This window comes from Westiellopsis prolifica IICB1 (assembly GCF_004323185.1).
Lineage (GTDB): Bacteria > Cyanobacteriota > Cyanobacteriia > Cyanobacteriales > Nostocaceae > Pelatocladus > Pelatocladus prolificus_A.
The window spans coordinates 2,270,601-2,293,206 of record NZ_NAPS01000001.1 but is presented as its reverse complement, the minus strand read 5'-3'; the positions used below and the strand labels follow the sequence as shown (position 1 = coordinate 2,293,206).

Here is a 22,606-nt window from a genome sequence, read left to right as displayed (position 1 = left end):
GTCATTTGTCATTGGGCATAAATCAGTTAACAGTTTAATTTGATAACTGATAACTGATAACTGATAACTGATAAATCTCCCCACACTCCCTTATCCCCGCTCCCCGCTCCCCGCTCCCTAGTATTGACAGATAGCCAAGAGTTGGCGATCGCCATAACAAAGTTGGACAATAAATGATTCACTGTTATAGTTAACAGTAATCCACTGTCCATCGCTGGAAATATGGGTGATTAACCACTGGGTCAGATCGTTTTGCAGTTCTTTACCTAGTGCTTGAGCTACGGCTTTTTTTGCAGACCACAGTCCAATGATGTCACTGTGCTGTGGTGGGGAAAGTTGTTGTAGTTCGGATTCACTGAAGGTAGTAGCAATTAAATGATCGGTATGCACAGAGTCAAAATCTTCGATATGAATACCGATGGATTTTCCTGAGTGCGCGATCGCAGCGACTACAAAACCTTGAGCGTGACTAATGGCAATGTTTGGTAAAACTCCCGCCATCGCTTCCAATTCTGGACAACGGACGACAAGTTTACCTGTGGTAGTGCTGATAACTTCGATATCAATCGGAGCAAGTTGCAAATTAAAGTTTTGCTTTGCCCACTGACGGATGGTATCTTTAGCAGCAATGCAACCAATCAACCAATTCGTACGTTCTGTACTTTTTTGTAGTAGATTGTACCAGAAATCTCGTTCTGATTCATTAAGTATTAGGTGTGCTAAAACACGTTTCCAAATACTCCAAGAATCATCAAGAAAATGTTCCGGGAACGGTTCAATCCGCCTTATGATCATTTCAGTTTCTGCTTGCAGCCAAGGATCTGATAAATAAGCAATTTGGGGATGCAAGCGACATTGGTAATATCTGTGTGGCACACTGAAGTAACGATCTTGCCATCCTTCCAAGCGAGCAATTACCCGACCTGTGGTATCAAGAAAATCAAAGCTAGCTTCGGTTTGCCACTCACTAGTAAAATGCATTAAGCCGCGACATAATACTGCACTTTTGGGTGGTAGGGGTGAGACATACTGATGAAATGCCCGTACTTGGAAAGGAAAAACATTAAAATCAGTGCCAAACTGCTCCGAAACCCAGTACCCGACTAATTGTCCAGCAGCATCGAGTAAACCTGCATCAATTTGGAAAACTGGCTGCTGGGTGTGACTAAAGAAATCTTCAATGGCGATCGCTTCCAAATCAGCTTCGATACCCTGCAAACCCCATTGGCGAATGTGCTTCACACCTTGGAAACGCGGTCCATGAAACATCCCAGTGCAGTACAAATCGGTATCAGACCAACGCGAAGGTGCAGGTCGCTCAAGGTGAAAAGGTAATGGTGCTATTAATGCTGGAAATTGATGTCCTAGATGTACATGACCCTCAAATACCAAGTGATCGATAGTACTACTTTCCCCTACTTGAAACAGTTGTACCTTAACTTCCCAAGTTTGCGGATTTGGTTGGGGTTGTAATTGTGCTTTGATCTTGAGAGTGAGTTCACCCTGATCAAGAGCTAGCCAGCGATAACCACGCAGGTCGTAAAGTCTAACTACAACTTTATCTTTACCCAGCAAATAAACTGCTGCTTCCGCTAGGGTTTCCATACTCACAGTGAACGGAATCACAGGTAAGGGAAACAAGTCTAAACGCCTCTGAGATACTTGACCGCCAATAGTATGGTCGTAGAGAAAAATATCTCGCTGCATATCAAAGCGACGTTGACAGTAAAGATACTGGCTATTGTGTTCTAGAATCTCACCTAATAGGGGGAAAGCTTGATCAAACCTGGATGTTTGCCAATTATTGGTATCTGGCAATGCTAAAGACATCTTGACAAAATCATCATTTACCCCATTATCTACACCAGCCAGGTGAGAGTGTAGCGCACTCATCACCCGTGCTTGACTATCAAGGAATTCTTGCATCAAGTCAAAGTGATCTAAAACAATTGATAAGCGTTGCTCTTCTTCTTCTGGAAAAGGAAATGGGGACAGTTCATCTGTCAACCCAGGTGATTCAAATTCTTGCGATGGCTCCGCGTCTCTTGTTCTGCGTGTCTGGGCGTCTTCTTGGGTTGGTGCGATCGCACCCAAATCAGAAACAGACTCACTTTTGCTTGTTTGCAATTTTTCCCGGACATGATTGACAAAATCGGGTTGCAACTGCATAATCGGCATTGTCAGTTCCAAAATTGGGCTAGATTTTTGCGTTTCCCCAACTTGCATTGTCGAGTCTAGGCTTATAAGGTTAACTTGTCGGTGCAAGTACAACGCGCTTGTATCCACACCATTCCCATTGACAAACAGCCGTCCTAGCAAATGCTGAATCTGTTCCAAACCTGATAATCGTTGACTGTTGCTGGCTATAGCTTGGTGTTCTCGACCATGAAGAATATCACTGACAAAACCAGTCAAATTACTACTAGGCCCAACCTCAATAAAATTTTTCACTCCGCTTTCATAAAGTTGGAGAACTGTTTCTCGAAAACGCACCCGACTAGACCATTGTTGTGCTGCTAACCCTCGAATTGCTTCCGGTTCATCAGGAAAAAGTGCCGCAGTTGCACAACTATAAACAGGTGTGTAACCAGAATTAATCTGCAAATCGTTGTAAAATTCCAGAAAAGCAGTTCCTACAGGTGCAAACAAGGGTGTGTGATAAGCACGGTCAAAAGGTAAACGGGTACAGATACCACCCAATGCTTGTAACTTACTGCTGACTGCATCAATATCATTAACACTACCAAATAAAACCACTTGATTGGGACAATTATCCATCGCCAAATGTAAGCGCCCATCAAACTCATCTAATACTTGTTGCAAAATCTCAGATGCGATCGCCCCAACCGTCAAAAGTGCGCCCTTGGGAATATTGTTTCCCATCTCTAAATCGAGGTAAATCTGATTGAGATGGCGCATTTTGGACATCAATTCCATCCGCTCAGACAAGCGAACAGTACCAGAAGCAATCAGAGCTGCATTCTCGCCTGTGCTGTGTCCCACCATGACATCACAGTGAACACCCAAATTACATAGCAATTCGTATAATGCCATGCTGGCAGTAAACACTGTTTCCGAAGCGACATCCATACCAAATAATCGTTGCTGGGCATGATGACGTTCTGTTTGGGTTAAGCTGGTGGGTGCGAGAAAAATTAACTGGCTGGGTAAACAAGCCCGTCTCTCACTAAAAGTCGCATCTAAGAAGTCAAACCACTGGCGTACCTGCGGGAAATAAAGGCACAAATCAGCCAGCATCTGAGGATATTGCGACCCTTCACCAGGAAATATAAAAGCCGTCTTGCCAGGATTGACATTTACACCAACTTCTGCATAGTAAATGCCATTGCGAGTTTGTAATCTGCTTTTTGCAGAATTTTGTAATTTCTCAACCGCTTGGCTCAGTTTTTTCTGTAATTCTGGAATATCTTTAGCGACTATAGCCAAACGATGGGAAGCGATAGATTGACTTGATAGAGTGTAAGCAATTTCCGCCAGAGTTACTTGCGGATGATTTTGCAGAACTTGTTGAATTTGATCAATAGACTCTAGCAAAGCTGCTCGATGCTCACCGGAAAACAACAGCAATTCTGTAGGCCATTGTTGGTGCAATAACTTGGTTGATTGTACAACTTGGCTGGAATACTCTTCTAAAACCGCATGAGCATTAATCCCACCAAACCCAAAAGAATTGACACCCGCCCTTCTCGGTGTAGAGCGATCGCCATGAATCCAAGGTCGTGCCTGAGTATTAATATAAAAAGGAGTCTTTTCGATTTCTAAAGCAGGATTAACTTCATCACATAGGGTTGGCGGTAAAATTTTATGATATAATGCCAACGCCGTTTTGATTATCCCTGCGGCACCAGCTGCGGGAATACAGTGACCAATCATTGATTTCACAGAACCCAAAGCACACTTAGGTAATTGCTCCTGACGTTGACCAAAAATTTGGGTCAAGGAACGCACCTCTGTTTGATCTCCCAAAGCAATACCTGTACCATGGGCTTCAATCATACCGACTGTAGCCGGATCAACACCACTTTCTTGATAAGCACGTTGGAGAGCTAGTACTTCCCCTTCCAAACGCGGTGCTAAAAGTCCCAAAGCCTTACCATCGCTGGAACTACCCACACCTTTGATCACCGCATAAATGCGATCGCCATCTTTTTGTGCATCACCTAACCGTTTCAAAACTAAAATTCCCAAACCTTCCCCCAGCAGCGTCCCACTCGCCTCACTGTCAAAAGGTTTAATATCGCTGCGAGACAAAGCACCCAGCTGACAGAAAATCATGTTAATTTGCGGCGGTGTGGAAGCATGAACACCCCCCGCTAAAACCATGTCACAGCGATCGCTTAATAACTCTTTCATCGCCAGTTCCACAGCAATCAAAGAAGAAGCGCAAGCTGCATCAATAATGTAATTAGGCCCCATCAAGTTGAGGCGATTAGCAATGCGACCCGTAATTACATTCGGCACTAATCCCGGTGCCATCTCCGGCGTGAAAGGTGGTAAGCTAGCTTTTAGCTGTTTGCGAATCTCATGTAAAGTAGTTTCATCTAAATCTGGATGCAATTGCCTCAGCAAATCCAACGTCTGATCTACAATCTGACCATGTTGCAACAGCGTATTGTAGCCCCGATTAATATAAGTCCCACGACCCAGAATAATACCTGTTTTTTCTCGGTTAAAAGGGCGATCAATATAGCCAGCATCCAGCAGCGCTTCCCACGCCAGCTTCAGAGCCAGAAAATGATCTGGTTCCCCACCATCCACCGAACTCGGCATAATCCCAAATTCTAGAGGATTAAATTCCGCCAAATCTCCTAAAAAACCACCTTTACGAGTGTAAATACGATCATTTGCCATTGACTCAGGATCAAAATAAGGCTTTGCCCATTGCTCAGAAGCATCCCGAACAGCATTCACCTGATTTAAGATATTTTGCCAGTATGTACGCAGATCCTTAGCTCCAGGAAATAAAGCAGACATACCAACAATCGCAATATCAGAAAAATTACCCATTTTTCCTATTCTCTTGGCGCACTTGGCGTCTTGGCGGTTTACTACTCTACCCCTCAAAGTTAGGTTGACAGAGTACTACGAGGAGACATATCCCCGACTTTTTTCAAAAGTCGGGGATCTTGCAGCCCAGCAAAATTAATCGGACAGACCACTATTTTTTGCAATAGCTAAACGATTCAGAGCAGTGTTGCAAGTACTCTCAATATCCTTGAGATACAAGCGTACATAGCCGTTTTCATCGATAAAAACAGCATCATAATTTAGGCTGTGATTATCAAAGTGATTGACTCGCAAGCTAATCTGGAGTGGGCTATGGGGTATTGATTGACCAAAACGCTTGACGCTACCAAATCGGGAAGGTAAAGCAGTAGTTCCCCGTTGCGATCGCGCCCACACAATCCCTAACTGAGGAGCCACATCAATCAAACCAGGATCAAATAACCAATTACCCACAGGTTGACTGTTCAACCACGCCGTCGGTCGGCTAGGTATAACCTGGGCATCAATACCCACATTATTTACCCGATCAATGGCTGTGATTAACTGGAAACGTTGACCATGAAACAGATACGTATCATACGCTACAGTAGATTGTAGCTTTTGTCCGGAAGATAATAGTAAAATTTCGCTTGCCAATGGTTCTTCTAGTTGTGGACGCAGAATCACAGAAGCTCGATAAAATGGCAGATTAAGTTCTGGATCAACTATTTCTACTGCTACCTGTAAAGATTCAGAATCAGCATGGCTAGAAGCACGAGCTTGAAATAAAACTTTTTTCCCTGCTTGGGAATCCAGTACAAAACCCCGCAAAACTCTGAGTTGGCAAACTTCTGTAACTTGCCATTCTGGCCAAGCTGATTGGACAAATTCACCGAACCACTCCAAAGCTACCGCCGCAGGGAGAACAGGTTTCCCATCTAAGCGATGATCTTCTAAATAGGGGTCAGTAGCTAGAGAAAAGGTATGTTCAAGGGTGACAGTACCGTTGGGTTGCAGCTGGGGTGGAGATGGTAACAAAAGATGCGGACTATTTGCCCTTATCCGTTCCCCATTCCCCGTGTCTCCCCATTCCCCGTGTCCCCCTTGTCCCCCTTGTCCCCTTGTCTCCCTTGTCCCCTTGTCCCCTTGTCCCCTTGTCCCCGATCCTTCGTAAGCTTCCCAAGGCCCTTCCCCTGCAACTACTTCGGCTTCACCTTTGCGTCCGTAATATAATTCGTCAAGAAAAAACTGACGACCTGCGGCTAAGGGGATAGGAATTATACCACGTTCTCGAAATTGCTTTTTAACTTCTTCCGAAGCCATACCGGTGGTATCCCAAGGACCCCAGTTGATCGCTACAACCCGTGTATTTGACCAAGAGTGATCCATTTGCCAAGCAAAGCGATTCATCACTTCATTTGCAGCAGCATAATCAGATTGACCGCGATTACCATAGCGCCCTGCAACTGAGCTAAACAAGACAAGCAATTTCAGGGATTCTGGTCTGAGATAGCGGTACAACAAAAAGGTACTATCTACTTTGGTGTCAAAAACCCGCTCCAAAGATGCAAAGCTTTTGTCAGCAATGAGCTTGTCTTCGATGATACCAGCACCATGAATCACCGCATCTAAGCGACCATAACGAGTATAAATATTGTTAATTGCAGTACCAAATTCTTCCGCATTTCTGACATCTACTGCGAAATACTCTACCTGAGCGCCAGCTTGACGAAACTGTTTGAGGTTGTTGGTAATGGTGCGATCGCGTAATAAATTCTGTAGTTGTCGGTCTATCTGGATTGGTGTTGGGGTTAAACCCAAATTCCGCGCTTTTTGCAGTAATACTCGTCGCAGTACGGAGATATCTTCAATACCTGCTGTTTCTACGGTTTCTGCTGCTGGCTCTGCGGCTCTTCCTGTGATCACCAGTGTTAAGCCATATTTTGCTAAATCATGAGCAACTTCGGCAGTAATTCCTCTGACTCCACCTGTAACTAAAACTACCCAATTATTGTTTGGAGTTAGCTGTGCAGGTTGATTTTCCTTTGTCAAAGTCGCTGTTACAGTGTGGAAAATGGTTCGTTCGCCTTGAGGATAGCCGACTTCTAAACGACCACTACTGAGTAACTCATTGACAATCTGCTCGGCAATATTAGTAGGAGATAGGCTGGTGTCAAAGTCAATTGCTTTGGCTCGAACTCCAGGCCATTCAGTTACTAAGGTTTTGAGGAAACCAGTATTACTACCGCCTGTGGGTAAACCAGAACCGCTTTCACCTTGACGACCGAAATATCCTCCCAGTAAAGAAGCTGCTACTACACAACCGATTTGTTTTTGTCCTGCTTGTTGCAAGTCAGCGGCACACAGATGTAGTAATTGAAATAGACTTTTGGACTGAATTTGGGTGAGTTGTCGCCAGCCAGCGAGAGTTTCGGGTAGATCAATGGTAGCGAGGGGAGCGAGATGTATAATTCCGGTGACAGAACCGTGAAGTTGTCGTAATTGAGCGATCGCCTGTTCTATTTTTTCTGGTTCAGCTAAGGTGGAAGTATTGAGGATGGCTGTGGTAGCTCCTTTTTGTTGCAATGCTGTGGCAACATGGGAAGCTACAGATAGTTCATCTTCAGTAATTAAGAATAAACCTGTTAGCGAAGTCAGCTGCTGTGGGGGTAAAGCTTCTAAGTGTGATTGCATCACGTAACGTGGGATGCGCTCAACTGAGTTAGAGACTTTCCCAGGCTGTTCTCCTGTGCTGAGATTGCCAGAATTTGTTCAACAATAGTGTTAAGAGATTTCGCACGGGTCAAATTTTCCATGCGTGTTTGGACACTAGCCGCTAGGGACTGGGGTAAACTTTTTTGCAGCGCTCCCAAGATTTCGACTCGCTTGATCGAATCAATACCCAGTTCTGCTTCCATATCTTGGTCAAGTCCCAACATATCTGTGGGATAACCTGTACGATCGCTCACTAGTTGCAATAGAGTTTGAGTTAAACTGGTGCGATCGCTCAAGGGCTGAGTAGAAGATAATGGTGCTGGTACTGGGGTTACTGGTTGTAGTGGTGGAACGGCGAAAGTTGGAGCCGGTTGTGGGACTGCTGGTAAATGATTTTCTACTTGTCTGCGCTGTGGTATGGGAGTAGTAGAAGGTGCAGTTGTAGTCAGTAACTGACTCATCACTTGTTCTTGAACTGCCAAGAACTTCCGCATAGTTTCTTGGTAAGCTTGGTAGGCTTGCAAAATACCTGCTCCTATCGCTGGCTGATTTTGAGGTGTGTTTCCAGGAGCAGGAAAAGGGGATGAATTACTATTTAAATTGGATTGCATAGCCGGTTGAGTCATAGGGATTTCTGGTTTTTTGGTTTGGAGTGGAGATTTTCCTGATTCAGATAATGATGCATGATTCAAAGGTGGTAATTTACCTGTGTAACCAACTGTTTGATTTTGTGGTCTAGCACTACCGCCATTAATTAACCAAGTTGTTGCAGGTAAAGGTGGTTTGCGTGTCAATTCGACCAATTTGGATAGATTGAGGTCTTTAACATCACGATCATCAAATAAAGCTGTTAACTTTATATGAACACCACGTACGCACAATATCCCCAAAGCCATCAAGAAACCACGCAATCCTCCCCCTTGTCCATCTAAGGACACAGCAGTATGTTCTTTTTGTGCAAGGATTTGACCAACTAGGTTAGTCAGAATATTTTTTGATCCCAGTTCTACAAAAATCCGCGCTCCATCGGCATACATAGTATTAATTTGACCCAAAAACTCTACTGGTTTAAGTAAATGTCCGGTTAACTGGTTACGGATTTCATGAATATCTGCACTGTAGGGACAAGCTGTAGAGTTTGAGTAAACCGGGATGCGAGGAAAATGCATGGTGACGGTAGCAATTGGCACTGCTAAAGCAGCTTGGGCAGATGCGACGAAAGGCGAGTGAAAAGCACCGGAAACTGGCAACATCCGAGCTGTGATGCCAGCAGCGTTTAAACTATTTACTACCTGTTGAATAACCTGTTTTTCTCCAGAAATGACCGATTGACGGGGAGCATTTTGGTTAGCAATCACTACTCCCTGAAAATCCCGCAGTTGTAAGAGTAAATCTTCGCGGCTAGTCTGAACTGCGGCCATGGCTCCCACAGAAGTCGCACAAGCTTGTGCCATTACCCGTCCTCTAGTTGCAGCTAAGTTCAAAAAGTCTTCTCTGGATAAAACTCCCGCAGCGTAAAGGGCGGCGTACTCGCCAAAGCTATGTCCACCAACCATTACTGGCTCTAGTTCTAGCCTTGCTGCCAAATCGATAAAACCTGCTTCCACTGCACCAATTGCTGGTTGAGCAATACTGGTATCCATGAGTAGTTGATTGTTTTGCTTTTCTGCGTCTTCACTGTAAGGACTGGGTGGATATACGTAGTCACTAAGTAACTTCGGAAAATACTGGCACAATTGGCGATTTGCAAACTCGAAAGTGTGACGCATTTCATGGAAATACAGCCCGACTTCTCGCACCATGCCAGAATATTGTGATGCTTGTCCTGGAAACAAAAAGGCAATTTTTTGATTGGCTTGGGGGTCTGCTATACCAAACTGAATGTGAGGTGGTAAGGTTTGGGAGTGACGATTCTCTAAGTAAGCGATCGCGATTTCCAAATCTGTGCGTAACTTTGACAAACTCTCAGCTACAATCGTCAAACAAGCACTTTGGTTCTTTTGCGTTTGGGCGCGTTGAGCATAACTATAAGCAAGATCCTGTAAACGTGGCTCTGCGCCATTACTCAAAGCTGTCAACAATGATTTGGCTACTTGAGCCAATGCTAAACGGTCTTCGCCACGGAAGACAAATAATTCCCACGGCCATGTATGACTTCCTGGGGCTACAGCTTGCCAATTACCTTGATATTCTTCTAAAACAGCGTGGAAATTTGTACCGCCAAAACCAAAAGCACTGACACCAGCACGACGGGGGTAATCGGGATGGGCTAGCCAGGGTTGGGCTTCTTTCGGTAGATACACTGGGCTTTCGCTATCTATTATCGGGTCGAGGGGTGCATCAACATTCATATGTGGGGGTTTGACTTTGTGATGCAGTGCCAAAACGGCTTTGATCACACCAGTAATTCCCGCTGTACTCTTAGTATGACCGATGGAGGTTTTGACTGAGCCGATCGCACAGGATTTGGAAGTAGCTCGATTTTCCTTTAAAATACTGATCACAGTTTCTAGCTCTGCTTGATCTCCTGCTGCTGTACCTGTACCATGAGCTTCATATAACCCCAAGGTATTGGGTGAAAACCCAGCTTTTTTGTACGCACGTTTTAAAGCCCGCATTTGTCCAGCGCTTAAAGGCGCTGTCATCCCCAAAGCTTTACCGTCACTGGAACTAGCGACGGCTTTGATCACTCCGTAAATGCGATCGCCATCTCGCTCGGCGTCGGCGAGACGTTTGAGTACAACGACGGCTAAACCTTCACTAATCACAATTCCATCTGCTGTTTTGTCAAATGTCCGCGATTTTCCCCGTGGTGAAAGCGCCTGAGTTTTGCTAAAGCACAAGTAAGCAAAGGGACTTTGAACAGTATCAACTCCACCTGCGATCGCCACATTACTACGTCCAGTTTCGAGTTCTTTCACTGCTAAATCCAAAGCTGCTAAAGAAGAAGCGCAAGCAGCATCAACTGTGAAATTGTGACCACCAAAATCAAAACGATTGGCTACTCGACCTGCAATGACGTTCAATAATAAGCCAGGAAAAGATTCTTCGGTCCATTCTGGTAAACGCTCCCAAACTTCTGGTGAAGTTTTGCCAACCATCCGGGGAATTTCACAACGGGTAGCGTATTGTTGACCTAAATCTGCAATTCCACCACCTGCTCCCAAAATCACCGAAGTATGCTCACGGTCAAAGTTACCAGATTCGTAGCCAGCATCTTCTAAGGCTCGCCGTACTGTCTCAAGTGCCAGCAGTTGTACTGGTTCAATGGATTTTAATGATTTGGGTGGAATTCCAAAACGCAGTGGATCAAAAGGTACATCTTCTAGAAATCCACCCCATTTAGAATAAACTTTATCTCTGGCGTTTCGGTCAGGATCATAGTACAGTCGCCAGTCCCAACGCTGGGCAGGAATTTCTGTAATCGCATCGACTTTGCGGAGAATGTTATCCCAGAAGGTTTGGGGATACTGGGCTTGGGGTAATAATGTGCCTATACCAATAATGGCAATATCTGACGGACGAGTCCTGACTTCTTCTACATCTTGTTCTACGAATGCAGACATTAACAGCTTAGTACCAATTTCCGATACATTTTGATGTAATTCCCGCACTGTACATACTTGATGGCGCAGAGTCGCGACTTGCCCGATCATGTACATACCATCAGTCAGTTGTTGTCCTTCACCCACAGTTTGCACCTGACCATCTGCTGTGCGCTGCAATCCTTTGGAAGCTATGCGTAACCGTCCTAATGTTAAATTTTCTAAAGTGTCTTTGATTTCCTCTGGTGGATTACCTGCTGCCAGCATTTCTCGTCGTGTGGTGTAAAATTCTTGAGCAAAGGGAGTGACAACACAACGACTAGCATGACCAGGCCCGGTTTCTAAGTTAATTGTATGGTTACATGCTAGGGCTTGTTCTTGAAATTTCGGGACGATCGCACCACAGGTAACTGCTTCTTGGGTAAACAAATATGCTGTTCCCATCAGCACACCAATCCGCATCCCTCGTTCTACTAAGGGTGCAGCCATAGCGGAAATCATAGCTGCGGAACGGGCATCATGAATACCACCGGCAAAAAGAATATGTATGTCTGATTCTTTACCTGGTTCTACATCTGCTAACAAAGTAGTGATCATGCTTTCCCAGAGAACAAAACTACTCAACGGACCAACATGACCACCACATTCGCGACCTTCAAATACAAACCGTCTTGCTCCTTGTTCCAGAAACATTTTTAATAAGCGTGGGGCGGGAACATGGATATAAGTCGCAATCCCTTGGGCTTCAAAATGGGCTGCTTGATCAGGGCGTCCACCTGCAATTAAAGCAAATTTCGGCTGAAATTCTTTCACCGCTTGAATTTGTTCTTCCCGCAAGGCGTGGGAAACAAAACCCAGCATCCCAATTCCCCAAGGTCGATTACCTAATAATTCCTGGGTTTTTTGCAGTAAGCTGCGTACTTGGGAACCACGCATCAGTGCCAAAGCTAACAATGGCAGTCCTCCGGCTTGGGAAACTGCATTGGCAAATTCTGCGGTATCGCTCACCCGTGTCATTGGCCCTTGAACTATTGGATATTCTGTGCTATGAGATAATACTGCTAAAGGTGCATTGGCATCCAAGGGACGCAGTTGTTGAGCGATTTTGAGTTGTTCTTGACTTTGTTGGAGTAATGTTTGAATCAGTTTACCAGTTGTGGAGTAGCGATCGCGGAATGTTGCTGCTAATCCTACGACTTGTCCCATTGGCCAAGCAAGTTTTCCTGGTTCACCCCAACCGATGAATGTTTGCGCTTGTTGCTGCCAATTTTGAACACCACCAGCAGAACCATCGTTTTCAACTTCTATTTGATCGGCAAGTTGCTGTAGGTTGGTGATCACTGGAAAGCCTGGACGGGACAACACACGACAACCAGGATTGAGCCTTTCGCCCAATACTACCGCTTCTTGACCATTGAGATTACTTAGATGACGTTGCCATTCCTGGGGTAGGGGCGATTCTGGCATCAACCATAGTTGGTCATCTAATACTACACCAGCCGCTCCGGCGGCGCGACAAGCTGCTGCTGTGTGAATGCCAATTCCACCTTGTACATAGACTGGTCGTGACTGAATGCTTAAGAGTTTCTGTAATAAAATAAAAGCGGAGTCTTCACCTACCCAACCTCCGCTTTCATGTCCACGAGCCACCAAGCCATCTATATTAATTTGTTGTGCGTGGGAATTTAAAGCTTGAGCTTGTTCGACATCTGTAATTTCTAATAATAGTTGACGCGATCGCCCTGCTGGCAGTGATGCGGCAACTTTTTCTAATGTGTTTGGATACCACCCACACAGAATTAACCAATGAGGTTGATTGCTCAGACGTGTTAGCAGTGCATGGCTAGAAGCAACCTGAGCAGCTGATAAACGTAGCCCTATAGATTGATTAGGATTAATTAAAGCTAATAGTTGGTCTAAATTATCACTTGCTTGTTTTGGATGATGACAAAATTCTGTGTCTAGAATACCGATACCACCTGCACGACTGGTAGCGACAGCTATACCAGGATGAGCAAGATCAATAGGACTTATAGATAAACAGATAAATTGACTCATGATATATATTTCAGAATAAGTAAGTGCTGATACAATTTACATATAAATACATAGGATAATTTATATTTTTGTAATTTTAAATACTATAAATATAAATTAATTTTTGTACCGTTAAAAGAATAAAGTGCCAAAAAAGAAAGTTTTTTCGTATAAATACTTAACTGAAACTTTACTGAAACTAAAAATTTCAAAAACCTTTTGGAGGTACAGTATATACTGTTACTTAAACTTTGTCTTTAAAATATGTGTGATTTTTATTGCCAGAATATATATATATTTCAAACTCAGGTTTTGGTAAATCCGTAGTAGAAGTGTTGAAAATCACTAAAATATCAAACTTTGGAATTATTTCCAAAGTCAGACTATTAATTCAGGTAGTTACCAACAATATTATGGAATTGAGTAAGCATCAGCACCTTGGTGTTACTGTATGGTTTACTGGCTTAAGTGGTGCAGGTAAGACCACAATTAGCAGCACTATAGAGAAAATTCTGCGTTCCCAAGGCTACAAAGTTGAAGTGTTAGATGGAGACGTAGTGCGCCAAAATCTCACTCAGGATTTGGGATTCAGCAAGAAAGATCGAGATGAAAACGTGCGCCGCCTGGGTTTTGTTGCCAGTCTGCTGTCTCGCAATGGTGTGATTGTCCTGGTTTCAGCGATTTCACCGTATCGAGATGTTCGCGAAGAAATGCGACAGCGTATTGACAATTTTATTGAAGTTTATGTGAATGCACCGCTAGATGTATGTGAACGCAGAGATATTAAAGGGCTTTATCAAAAGGCTCGCTCTGGGCAAATTAAAAACTTTACTGGGATTGATGACCCCTACGAACCACCATTAAATGCAGATATCGAGTGTAGAACTGATTTAGAAAGCTTAGAAGAAAGTATATCTAAAGTTTTAGTTAAGTTAGAACAGAAGGGTTATGTACAAGTTTACTCCCAGCATCAAACGGTTGAACCAAGATGAACCAACAGTTTTAACTGAGCAAGAGCGATTGCAACTGAGTGCGGCTTTAGCAAAAGAAGGACGTTTCAATGAAGCTTTAGCAGAGTTGACAACAGTTCTACAAACTAATTCTCGCTCAGTTCATGCTCATTTAGCTGCTGGAAATATTTATCTAAAACAGAAACATCACCAGAAGGCTTTAGATCATTTCCTGACAGTAATGGAAATAGATCCTTTGATGGCTGAAGCTCCACTCAATGTCGGACGTGTTTATTTAAAACAAGGTAAGCTGAGTCATGCTTTGGAACAATTTGAGAATGTTCTCAATTTAAATCCTAAGTCTGCGCCAGCTCAGATGGGTATTGCTCAAGTGTTTATAGAGCAAAAGCAATATGATGCTGCGATACAGAGATTGAGAATAGCTTTGAGCTTAAATCCGGAAATGTTTCTAGCTCACTTGCAGATGGCACAAGCATATCAAAACAAAGGAAAGTTATCAGAAGCTGTCACGCAACTTAATCATGCTTTGAGTTTAAACCCTAAATTTGTGCTTGCTTATATTAAGTTGGGTTGTATTTACTTAGAAAAAGAGGAATATAAAGCCGCTAGAGATGCATTTGAACAAGCGATTCAGCTTAACCCGGCTATACCTGCTGCTAGGTTAGGGCTAGCAGAGACTTTGATTCAAGAAAACAAATTAAAAGAAGCTGCTGAAGTGATCAATAATCTTCCCAAGCTTCAACGGCTAAATATATTGAAGACTTACTTGAGCTAGTGCAACTTTATGGGCAATATTACCCTGATCCTGTACCCAAGATACAAGCACAGATCAAAAAGATTGAGCTAGATTTTATCATCGCAGATTTGCCTATCCTGCTCAAATCAATGAATACAGGAGCAGAACGCATTCGGGAAATAGTGCTTTCATTGCGAAACTTCTCCCGTATGGATGAAGCCGAAATGAAAGAGGTAGATATTCATGAGGGTATTGATAGTACGCTGATGATTCTAGAGCATCGGCTCAAAGACCAAGGCGATCGCATAGCTATTGAAATTATTAAAGAATACGGTAACATACCTCCAGTTGAATGCTACCCAGGACAGATCAATCAGGTATTTATGAACATTTTGGCAAATGCGATTGATGCCCTCGAAGAATCATTATCAGACAACAAAAGAACAGCAAAAAAACCTTGCATATGTATTTTAACGGTAGTAAATCCAGACAATCAAGTCATAATTCATATTGCTGATAACGGGTTAGGAATTCCAGATACTGTTAAACAGAGACTATTTGATCCTTTTTTTACCACTAAGGCTATTGGTAAAGGTACAGGAATGGGACTTTCTATTAGCTATCAGATTATTACAGAAAAACATGGTGGATCTTTGAAGTGCATCTCTTTACCAGGAATGGGGGCAGAATTTATCGTTGCGATTCCTCTACAACAAAGATAACTTTTAGGAGCAAATAATTCCTGTTTTATCACTTTCGGAAGTGAATAATCTAGGATGCTTACAGCATAAGACTTTTAGCAAAAATCTTGATATTTGTGATTGTGTGAGAAAATAAACGCTCAAATGCTTGTTCTATCTACAGTTGAAAATTTGGCTCTTATTTTTATTTTCCCAAAGTGACGAAACAGGGTTAAATATCTCATTTTGGGTCTAACACTTGAATATGGCAACAAGTATTATTAGCAATTATACTTGGTAATATCAGGCTATTTAGAACATTATGCTAGTGGTGGAAAATGATGAGTAGTTCAGTCAAAGTTATTCAAGTAAACGGAATTCTAGATGCTACTAAATCACAGGAGTTTCGCGACAAAATTACCACAGGGTTAGAAAGTGGTGCAAAGACTGTATTAGTTGATTTTAAAGATGTGACGTTTATGGATAGTTCTGGTCTTGGTGCTTTAGTGTTAGCTTTTAAAGCTTTGCAAGCAGTTGATGTCAAGCTAGTTATCTGTTCTATTAATGAACAGATTAGAATTTTATTTGAATTGACAGGTATGGACAAGGTTATTGAAATTTTTGCCAATCAAGATGAATTTCATAAATATATTAATAGTCAGGAGCAAATGAATTAATTTATCAATTAGTTTTAGAATGAATAATAGTCTTAATTATATACATATTAATCAATTCTAATTAAATAAAATTAATCTGGTATTTTTGAAGTTTAAAATTTCATTAATTTAATTAAAATTCACTTGTAGTATAGATAGATCATCATCAAAAACTTCTTGTGGATTCACAGCGATTAATTGCTGGATAATTTGGTTAACTTGGCAACCTAGAGGATGCTGTAACCGAACCAGCATTTTGATAAAAGCATCTAAACCCCAAAGCGTACCATCAGACTTAGTGATTTCGTAGGCACCGTCACTAAAAATATAAAGAGTACTATTTTTTTCTATATTGCAAAAACCATCAGCATATTTTACCTGTGGAAACATTCCGACTGGCATACCTGGAGTTCTCAAAAGTTGAACTTCAGTAGGGTTCGTCGATTTAGGAGATAATAAAATTGCAGGTGGATGACCTGCACTAGAATAAGTCAATCGACGCTGTACACGATTATAAACACCATACCAAATAGTAAAGTATTTATCATTTTGGTAGTTCATCTGAAAAGTATCATTTAATGCTCTTAATACCTCACTTGGTTGATAATAATTCAGGCCTTTAAGAGCGCGCGATCGCAGTAAATTGAGTACAGAAATTGAAGGCAAAGTCGCTCTAAGCCCATGTCCGGCGGTATCTAATAAATAAATTGCCAGATAATCAGGATCAAGCCAGTAATAATCTAAACAATCGCCCCCCAGTTGCCGTGAGGGAATAAAGCAAAAATCAATACTAAGCGGTTTGACCATTGGAGGAGGAAGGAGCGATCGCACATAGTCTGCTGCTTCTGCCAATTCAGTTTCTAAAATTAGTTTTTGAGTTTGCAAATCTCGACTTAACTGATGCAGACGTAATCCTGCTCTCACCCGTGCTTGTAATTCATTATGCTCGATTGGTTTGGTGATAAAGTCATCAGCACCAGCATCCAAACCTTTAACGCGATCAGCGATCGAATCGAGAGATGTTAACAGAATGAAAAATGTAGTCGATAATTTGGGATCTGCTTTGATGCGCTGACAAACTTCCAGTCCATTCATTCCTGGCATAATCCAATCACAAATAATTAATGCAGGATTGCCAATAGCAGCCTGTTTAATTCCTTCCTCACCGTTGTTAACAGCAACAACTTTATAACCCTGTCTTTCCAGCATTCTTTTCAGCAGTATCTGAACTGCTGGGTCATCGTCAATTACTAGAATTTGAAACATAGGCTAAGAAGGCAAGAGGCAGGGATCGGGGATCGGGGAAAGGGGATTGGGGATTGGGGATTGGGGATCGGGAAGAGAAACCATGAATAACTATTTTATTTCCTCTTATACCAATTTTCTGTGAAGCCGCATATTATAGCGGTTCTCAGTTGTGTGAAGTGCAGTCGAAAACCCCACCCCCCTAAGCGCTTGCGCTTAGGGGTTGGGGGTGGGGTTCTTTCTATGCATCTTCATAAATAATTGGTATTACACCCCTATACCCCTACACCCTCACATCCCTTACTATAGCGGCGATACCGGGTTAAGCCAAAAAAGTATAGTGCGCTTGAGCTGCTGTAGGTCACGATATACTTCTTGTTTGAACCATTGTCCGATCGCATCCAAAGGATTAAAGTCTTTACCTGTTTGCCATTTAACATCTTGTCCTAATGGGGTGAGGTGGTTTCCTTGGAGTATTTGTGTAGTTACCATTTCTCCAAAACGCTGTTGCAGTAGTTTAGCTAAAGGTGTTGATTGGTCAATGGTATCATCGTTAAATTTAATTAATAAATTACGACGGACACTATAGTTTTCCTGTACTAGTTGCTGGGTTTCTAAGGGTGAAGGAGTAAATTCGACAGTTAAATTAGAATTAAACTTAAAAGTAGAATTAAACTGTTCTATTAAGGGAATTGCATCTCGTGCAGCATAATTGTTGAAAGAGATGAGAATATTACCAGCACGCTCCACTGGAAAAAGACTACCAATCAGTAAATGCAGCTTGCATCCCATGCTGTGTCCCAGTCCATAAACAGGAAGATATTTTTTACCTAGTATTTGTCTATCTTCTAAGCGTAGTAAAGTACGTTCAAAGTTGAGAAGGACAAGTTTTGCGATCGCTGTATGATCGAGAGTATTGACGAACGATGTCGCAACAATGACAAAGCCTTTCTCGGCTATGTTTTCCAATAGCAAACGGTAAGTGATGTGTGGGGCCGTAGCTACAAAGGCACCACCAAGGAAATGAATTATACCTATAGGCTTTGGTGGAATCAACACCCAGTTACCAGAGATTTCTTTCCATTCCATGTTGATAGGCGATCGCTAGTTAATTATTTTAGTTAACACTTTTTTATGGTAAACCTGCTGCCCAGGAGACGTCATCCAATTTTATATTTTAGATTTTAGACTGGAAACTCTTTGGTGCATAAGAGTTATGTAAGTCCTGTTTAAATTGGTATACTTTCAAGTCACTATGAAAATGTGCCTATTCCTACATTCCCAGACCCTTATACCCGTACACCTATATTCAAGATAATATTCATGTGCTAAAAATAAAAATTCCCGGAATAATCTCCGGGAATCCTGTAGTTTGACACTCTTGCACTTGATTTATGATTTCTCTAGAATACTCGCTTTGAAATCTACACATATGCCAAAATGCCAAAAACAACCGAGTATTTGTGTAACATTTATGATTTTTATCTGAAATATTAGCTTAGAAAAATATATGCTGTTAATTCTATTTCTAGTATTCATTTGATCATGTAATTCTGATTACAAGTAAGTCGGTCTGAATAAACATAAATGGGAGTTACAGAAAGTAAATAAGCCTAAAATTCTTACCAATGAGCAATGACAAATAACAAATGATGGCCCCAACTAATAGAGGGAAAAGACCGTACTCTCAGAGAAGCCGCGCATAGACGCCTTAGAAGTCCCTAAAGCGCATCTACGCCCCTACTTTATTTGTGCCGACTTACTTCGTTAAATTCCCAATAAAAGACCCCTGTGGCTAACCAGGGGAGGAAATTTTGCAATTCGCGCTAATTTTGTGCAAGAACGGATTGCTAACTTACTGTAATTTTTATTCAATCCGAATTGTTGCCAAAATGCCAAAATAAAATCCTATTGCTTCCCAAACAATAGCCTTTACCATCATGGATACTTAGATGGATTCTGGTTCATTTGGTTAGCAATTAAATCTACCACTGCCGCGATCGCCTTCATTGTTCTTCATAGATGCTCCCTAACGATCCAAGGTTCTTCATTTCCATCTACAGAGAACAAGAAGACAAACAGGAAAATAGGACAGTTAATCACAAAAAATCTGAAACAAACGCATAAGTTAGCTTGCGTCTATTTCATTATAATATATTATCTTTTATTAAAAATATATTGAAAAAAATAACACTAATCTCAGATATTGTTTGGCAGTTAATTTAACACTTAGTAATGGGTTATGAGGTATCAGTAGTTACGAGGTAATTTAGCTATATGTATAAAATTTAATGCTGATCCTGTAAACGTTTCATCTCATGTTGAACATCCAAAGCAATCTGTAAAGCCTCATTTAATAACCTTCCATGTTCACTCGCTTGTTCCGGTACTTGCATTGCTGTTAAAGCAGCTAAATTATTCATAAATAGTTCAGAATTATTAATAATAAAATTCCGATTTTCTCGCAAAATTTTTTCTGTCTTTAAAGCCCGTATCAGGTCAGATTTTGTGAGTTGTAATGCTTCTATAACCTTACTCCTTTCTTGAATCGTTACTCCGACATTACCAACTGCTTCTATTTGATCATTTATATCTATTGCTTTAATCACAGAATTATATTTTTCAACATCCATTAATAGGGTCTGAAGGGAAGGTGTAATGTTAGTTTTAACTAGTCTATTTTTTTGCTTCCAAATCAGATATAATATTAATTGTGTGAGAGCAGCACTGACACCAACAAACACAATAAATAAAAGCCAAGATGGTATGAATGGTTCACCCAGAAAACTTTTAGCTAGCACATCAAATGCAAGATAGCTCACGAATGATATAGTAATGCCGATAAAGATCGTAGTAGCCCCCTCTGGACCTTTTGCTTTATCTATGAAACGTTGGAGTGTTTTCCTGATCGGATTAATAATAATTACTAACTCATCATTAACAGGTAAATTCGTCAAATATTGTAGTTCACTAAGACTTATTTTTAAATCTTTTAAATCATGACGCATAGTGATTAAATCCTTGTTAAACGTAAGTTCACTAAAATTATATGTTAATCAAACTTGTGACAGGTTCAGAGAATGGCAATTTGACCAAAATGAGGTGTGTGCTACTCTCGAATATCTCAGAAAGTTGACAACTATTAATATGTTTGATGCGATCGCATAATTTGAGTGTATTCTACTCAATAGCAAACTGCTATAGTAAATTCACAAATCGGTTATGTTATGGGATAAGCGATCGCTGCAAAAGCAATAGATCCTTGGAAAATGCTTAAACAGTACAACATACACCAGACTAGATCACCACATGCAACCAGTAGCCCAGGTATAGAAAGCGATCGCACCAACATCGTAATCACTATCCAGCAAAAAAAATACCCAGCAGTACTGGGTTCATCAGTTGCGAAGCTGAAACCGGTTCTAGGTCTTTTGTCTGTTGCTTTAACTGAGTTTCGACTTGTTTGCGTTCGGTAATATCGGTAGCAGACCCTGTAGAGACGCGATATATCGCGTCTGGTACAAAATTTATATGTATCGTGATTAATGTGAATTGGTATCACGTCTGATCAGTCTTAGTATTCCCGGAATTTTCTATGTCTCAACAGTAGGTATTTTTTTGTTATTTACAGGGGACTCACCTTGGCTCGATAAAGTAATTTGTCACCTTGACGATAACCAATGTAGCGTACTCTGACAATATCTCCTGGTTGTGCAGTACCATCGAGCAATTGATGTAACTGAGGATCGTAGGGTATTTCTGCTCCAACAGATGCGATCGCTTCTATTCCCCAATCCTGCAAAAGTTTTTCTAACGGTTTTTGTACTAACGGCACAATGTTAACAGCACTTAGCTGGGGATTTTCCCGCGCTTTAAAAGCTGCTGTAGGAAACTGCAATAATAAGGATTCCAGCAGTTGTAAACTTGACTGCTGGAACTCTTGCTGCAAACTCAAGCGCTGTTGTTGCAGTTGTAATTGCAGGCGATCGTACTCTGTTTTTAAGTCTGTAATTTGTTGCGATAATTCCTCAGATGTGGCTTTATTTGGTAATAATTCTTGCCCAGAAAAACTTGCCACTAATTCCTGTAATGATATCTGGAGTACCTGGGACAGTTTGAGCATAACATCTACACGCATTTGCTCAACGCCCAACCGTCGTAGCCGCAAAATTTGTCGTTCTGAAACCCCAGCAGCACGACTCAGTGCTTTGTAACTAGAAACACCTACCCGTTGCATTAAATTTTGTAACTTTTGAGTGAAATCTGTTTGGGACATTGGGGATTGGACATTGGGGATTGGGGAAAGGGGAAAGGGGAGTGTGGGGAGACAAGGAGGACAAGGAGGACAACTAATCAGTGAACAGTGAACAGTGAACAGTTTAATTTGATAACTGATAACTGATAACTGATTCATCCCCAATGCCCAATGCCCCATGCCCCGACCCCCAATCCTCACTCTTCCAGTAGACTTCTCAACATCCAAGCTGTCTTTTCATGGACTTGCATCCGTTGAGTTAACAAGTCGGCTGTGGGTTCGTCGTTTACTTCTTCTACTACAGGAAAAATAGATCGTGCAGTTCTGACGACGGCTTCTTGTCCTTCTACTAGTAGGCGAATCATGTCTCTAGCTTTGGGAACTCCAGAGGTTTCTGATATGGAACTAAGTTTGACAAATTCGCTGTAGGTTCCTGGTGCAGGATAACCCAATGCTCTAATTCTCTCAGCAATTAAATCAACTGCCAAGGCCAGTTCTGTATATTGTTGCTCAAACATCAGATGCAATGTTTGGAACATTGGCCCGGTGACGTTCCAATGAAAATTATGAGTTTTCAGATAGAGGGTGTAGGTATCAGCTAGTAAACGAGACAATCCCTCAGCAATTTTTGCTCTGTTGGTTTCGTCAATGCCGATGTTTACTGGTAGAGATTGCATAGTTTTCTCCTTGTTTGTCAAGTGTCAAATGTCAATGGTCAAGTGTCAATGGTTAATATAAAATTCTCTGGACAATTGACAC

The 22,606-nt window shown here is 41.8% G+C and carries 12 protein-coding genes; 4 read left to right on the top strand and 8 right to left on the bottom strand.

Annotation, left to right across the window (positions count from 1 at the left end; genetic code table 11):
• Positions 1 to 117: 117 nt before the first annotated feature.
• The 3 genes from B4U84_RS09685 to B4U84_RS09675 form a co-directional block, all read right to left on the bottom strand.
• The gene (locus B4U84_RS09685; RefSeq protein WP_131117335.1) at positions 118 to 5,028 is read right to left on the bottom strand and encodes a type I polyketide synthase; all 4,911 of its coding nucleotides are present in this window, start codon (positions 5,026 to 5,028) and stop codon (positions 118 to 120) included.
• A gap of 135 nt (positions 5,029 to 5,163) precedes the next feature.
• On the bottom strand, positions 5,164 to 7,701 hold the full coding sequence (locus tag B4U84_RS09680) for an SDR family NAD(P)-dependent oxidoreductase (protein WP_131117332.1): 2,538 nt from the start codon (positions 7,699 to 7,701) through the stop codon (positions 5,164 to 5,166).
• Positions 7,701 to 13,325: a type I polyketide synthase gene (locus B4U84_RS09675; protein WP_131117329.1), complete on the bottom strand. Its 5,625-nt coding sequence runs from the start codon at positions 13,323 to 13,325 to the stop codon at positions 7,701 to 7,703. Before B4U84_RS09675 ends, B4U84_RS09680 begins: the two co-directional genes overlap by 1 nt.
• Before the next feature lie 392 nt (positions 13,326 to 13,717).
• On the opposite strand from B4U84_RS09675, the gene cysC reads away from it, so the two are divergent.
• The 4 genes from cysC (at position 13,718) to B4U84_RS09655 (ending at position 16,368) form a co-directional block, all read left to right on the top strand.
• The gene (gene cysC, locus B4U84_RS09670; RefSeq protein ID WP_026082182.1) at positions 13,718 to 14,296 is read left to right on the top strand and encodes an adenylyl-sulfate kinase; all 579 of its coding nucleotides are present in this window, start codon (positions 13,718 to 13,720) and stop codon (positions 14,294 to 14,296) included.
• Positions 14,253 to 15,050, top strand: a complete 798-nt coding sequence (locus B4U84_RS09665; RefSeq protein ID WP_017313571.1) for a tetratricopeptide repeat protein — start codon at positions 14,253 to 14,255, stop codon at positions 15,048 to 15,050. The genes cysC and B4U84_RS09665 overlap by 44 nt, the downstream gene beginning before the upstream one ends.
• Positions 15,050 to 15,733, top strand: coding sequence for an ATP-binding protein (locus B4U84_RS09660; protein WP_476424396.1), 684 nt, complete (start codon positions 15,050 to 15,052; stop codon positions 15,731 to 15,733). The genes B4U84_RS09665 and B4U84_RS09660 overlap by 1 nt, the downstream gene beginning before the upstream one ends.
• 299 nt (positions 15,734 to 16,032) lie before the next feature.
• Positions 16,033 to 16,368: an STAS domain-containing protein gene (locus B4U84_RS09655; RefSeq protein ID WP_131118846.1), complete on the top strand. Its 336-nt coding sequence runs from the start codon at positions 16,033 to 16,035 to the stop codon at positions 16,366 to 16,368.
• A 108-nt stretch (positions 16,369 to 16,476) separates the two neighbouring features.
• Here B4U84_RS09655 and B4U84_RS09650 read toward each other — a convergent pair whose 3' ends face one another.
• The 5 genes from B4U84_RS09650 to B4U84_RS09630 form a co-directional block, all read right to left on the bottom strand.
• Positions 16,477 to 17,613 carry a PP2C family protein-serine/threonine phosphatase gene (locus B4U84_RS09650; RefSeq protein ID WP_017313574.1) on the bottom strand — a complete coding sequence of 379 codons (1,137 nt, stop codon included), beginning with the start codon at positions 17,611 to 17,613 and terminating at the stop codon, positions 16,477 to 16,479.
• A gap of 282 nt (positions 17,614 to 17,895) precedes the next feature.
• Positions 17,896 to 18,681 (bottom strand): DUF1350 family protein, encoded by a 786-nt coding sequence (locus B4U84_RS09645; protein ID WP_017313575.1) that lies wholly within the window; start codon positions 18,679 to 18,681, stop codon positions 17,896 to 17,898.
• A 1,199-nt stretch (positions 18,682 to 19,880) separates the two neighbouring features.
• Entirely contained in the window at positions 19,881 to 20,600 is a 720-nt protein-coding gene (locus B4U84_RS09640; RefSeq protein WP_017313576.1) for a hypothetical protein, read from the bottom strand.
• A gap of 617 nt (positions 20,601 to 21,217) precedes the next feature.
• Complete coding sequence (gene grpE / locus B4U84_RS09635) at positions 21,218 to 21,868, bottom strand: nucleotide exchange factor GrpE (protein ID WP_131117323.1); 651 nt, start codon at positions 21,866 to 21,868, stop codon at positions 21,218 to 21,220.
• 176 nt (positions 21,869 to 22,044) lie between these two features.
• Positions 22,045 to 22,524 (bottom strand): Dps family protein, encoded by a 480-nt coding sequence (locus tag B4U84_RS09630; RefSeq protein WP_131117322.1) that lies wholly within the window; start codon positions 22,522 to 22,524, stop codon positions 22,045 to 22,047.
• Positions 22,525 to 22,606 lie beyond the last annotated feature (82 nt).

What these genes read in the sequence shown, in the direction of transcription:
- B4U84_RS09640 (WP_017313576.1), bottom strand. Translation starts at nt 20,600, where the DNA reads ATGCGTCATGATTTAAAAGATTTAAAAATAAGTCTTAGTGAACTACAA.
- cysC (WP_026082182.1), top strand. Translation starts at nt 13,718, where the DNA reads ATGGAATTGAGTAAGCATCAGCACCTTGGTGTTACTGTATGGTTTACT.
- B4U84_RS09675 (WP_131117329.1), bottom strand. Translation starts at nt 13,325, where the DNA reads ATGAGTCAATTTATCTGTTTATCTATAAGTCCTATTGATCTTGCTCAT.
- B4U84_RS09630 (WP_131117322.1), bottom strand. Translation starts at nt 22,524, where the DNA reads ATGCAATCTCTACCAGTAAACATCGGCATTGACGAAACCAACAGAGCA.
- B4U84_RS09680 (WP_131117332.1), bottom strand. Translation starts at nt 7,701, where the DNA reads ATGCAATCACACTTAGAAGCTTTACCCCCACAGCAGCTGACTTCGCTA.
- B4U84_RS09665 (WP_017313571.1), top strand. Translation starts at nt 14,253, where the DNA reads ATGTACAAGTTTACTCCCAGCATCAAACGGTTGAACCAAGATGAACCA.
- grpE (WP_131117323.1), bottom strand. Translation starts at nt 21,868, where the DNA reads ATGTCCCAAACAGATTTCACTCAAAAGTTACAAAATTTAATGCAACGG.
- B4U84_RS09645 (WP_017313575.1), bottom strand. Translation starts at nt 18,681, where the DNA reads ATGGAATGGAAAGAAATCTCTGGTAACTGGGTGTTGATTCCACCAAAG.
- B4U84_RS09685 (WP_131117335.1), bottom strand. Translation starts at nt 5,028, where the DNA reads ATGGGTAATTTTTCTGATATTGCGATTGTTGGTATGTCTGCTTTATTT.
- B4U84_RS09655 (WP_131118846.1), top strand. Translation starts at nt 16,033, where the DNA reads ATGAGTAGTTCAGTCAAAGTTATTCAAGTAAACGGAATTCTAGATGCT.
- B4U84_RS09650 (WP_017313574.1), bottom strand. Translation starts at nt 17,613, where the DNA reads ATGTTTCAAATTCTAGTAATTGACGATGACCCAGCAGTTCAGATACTG.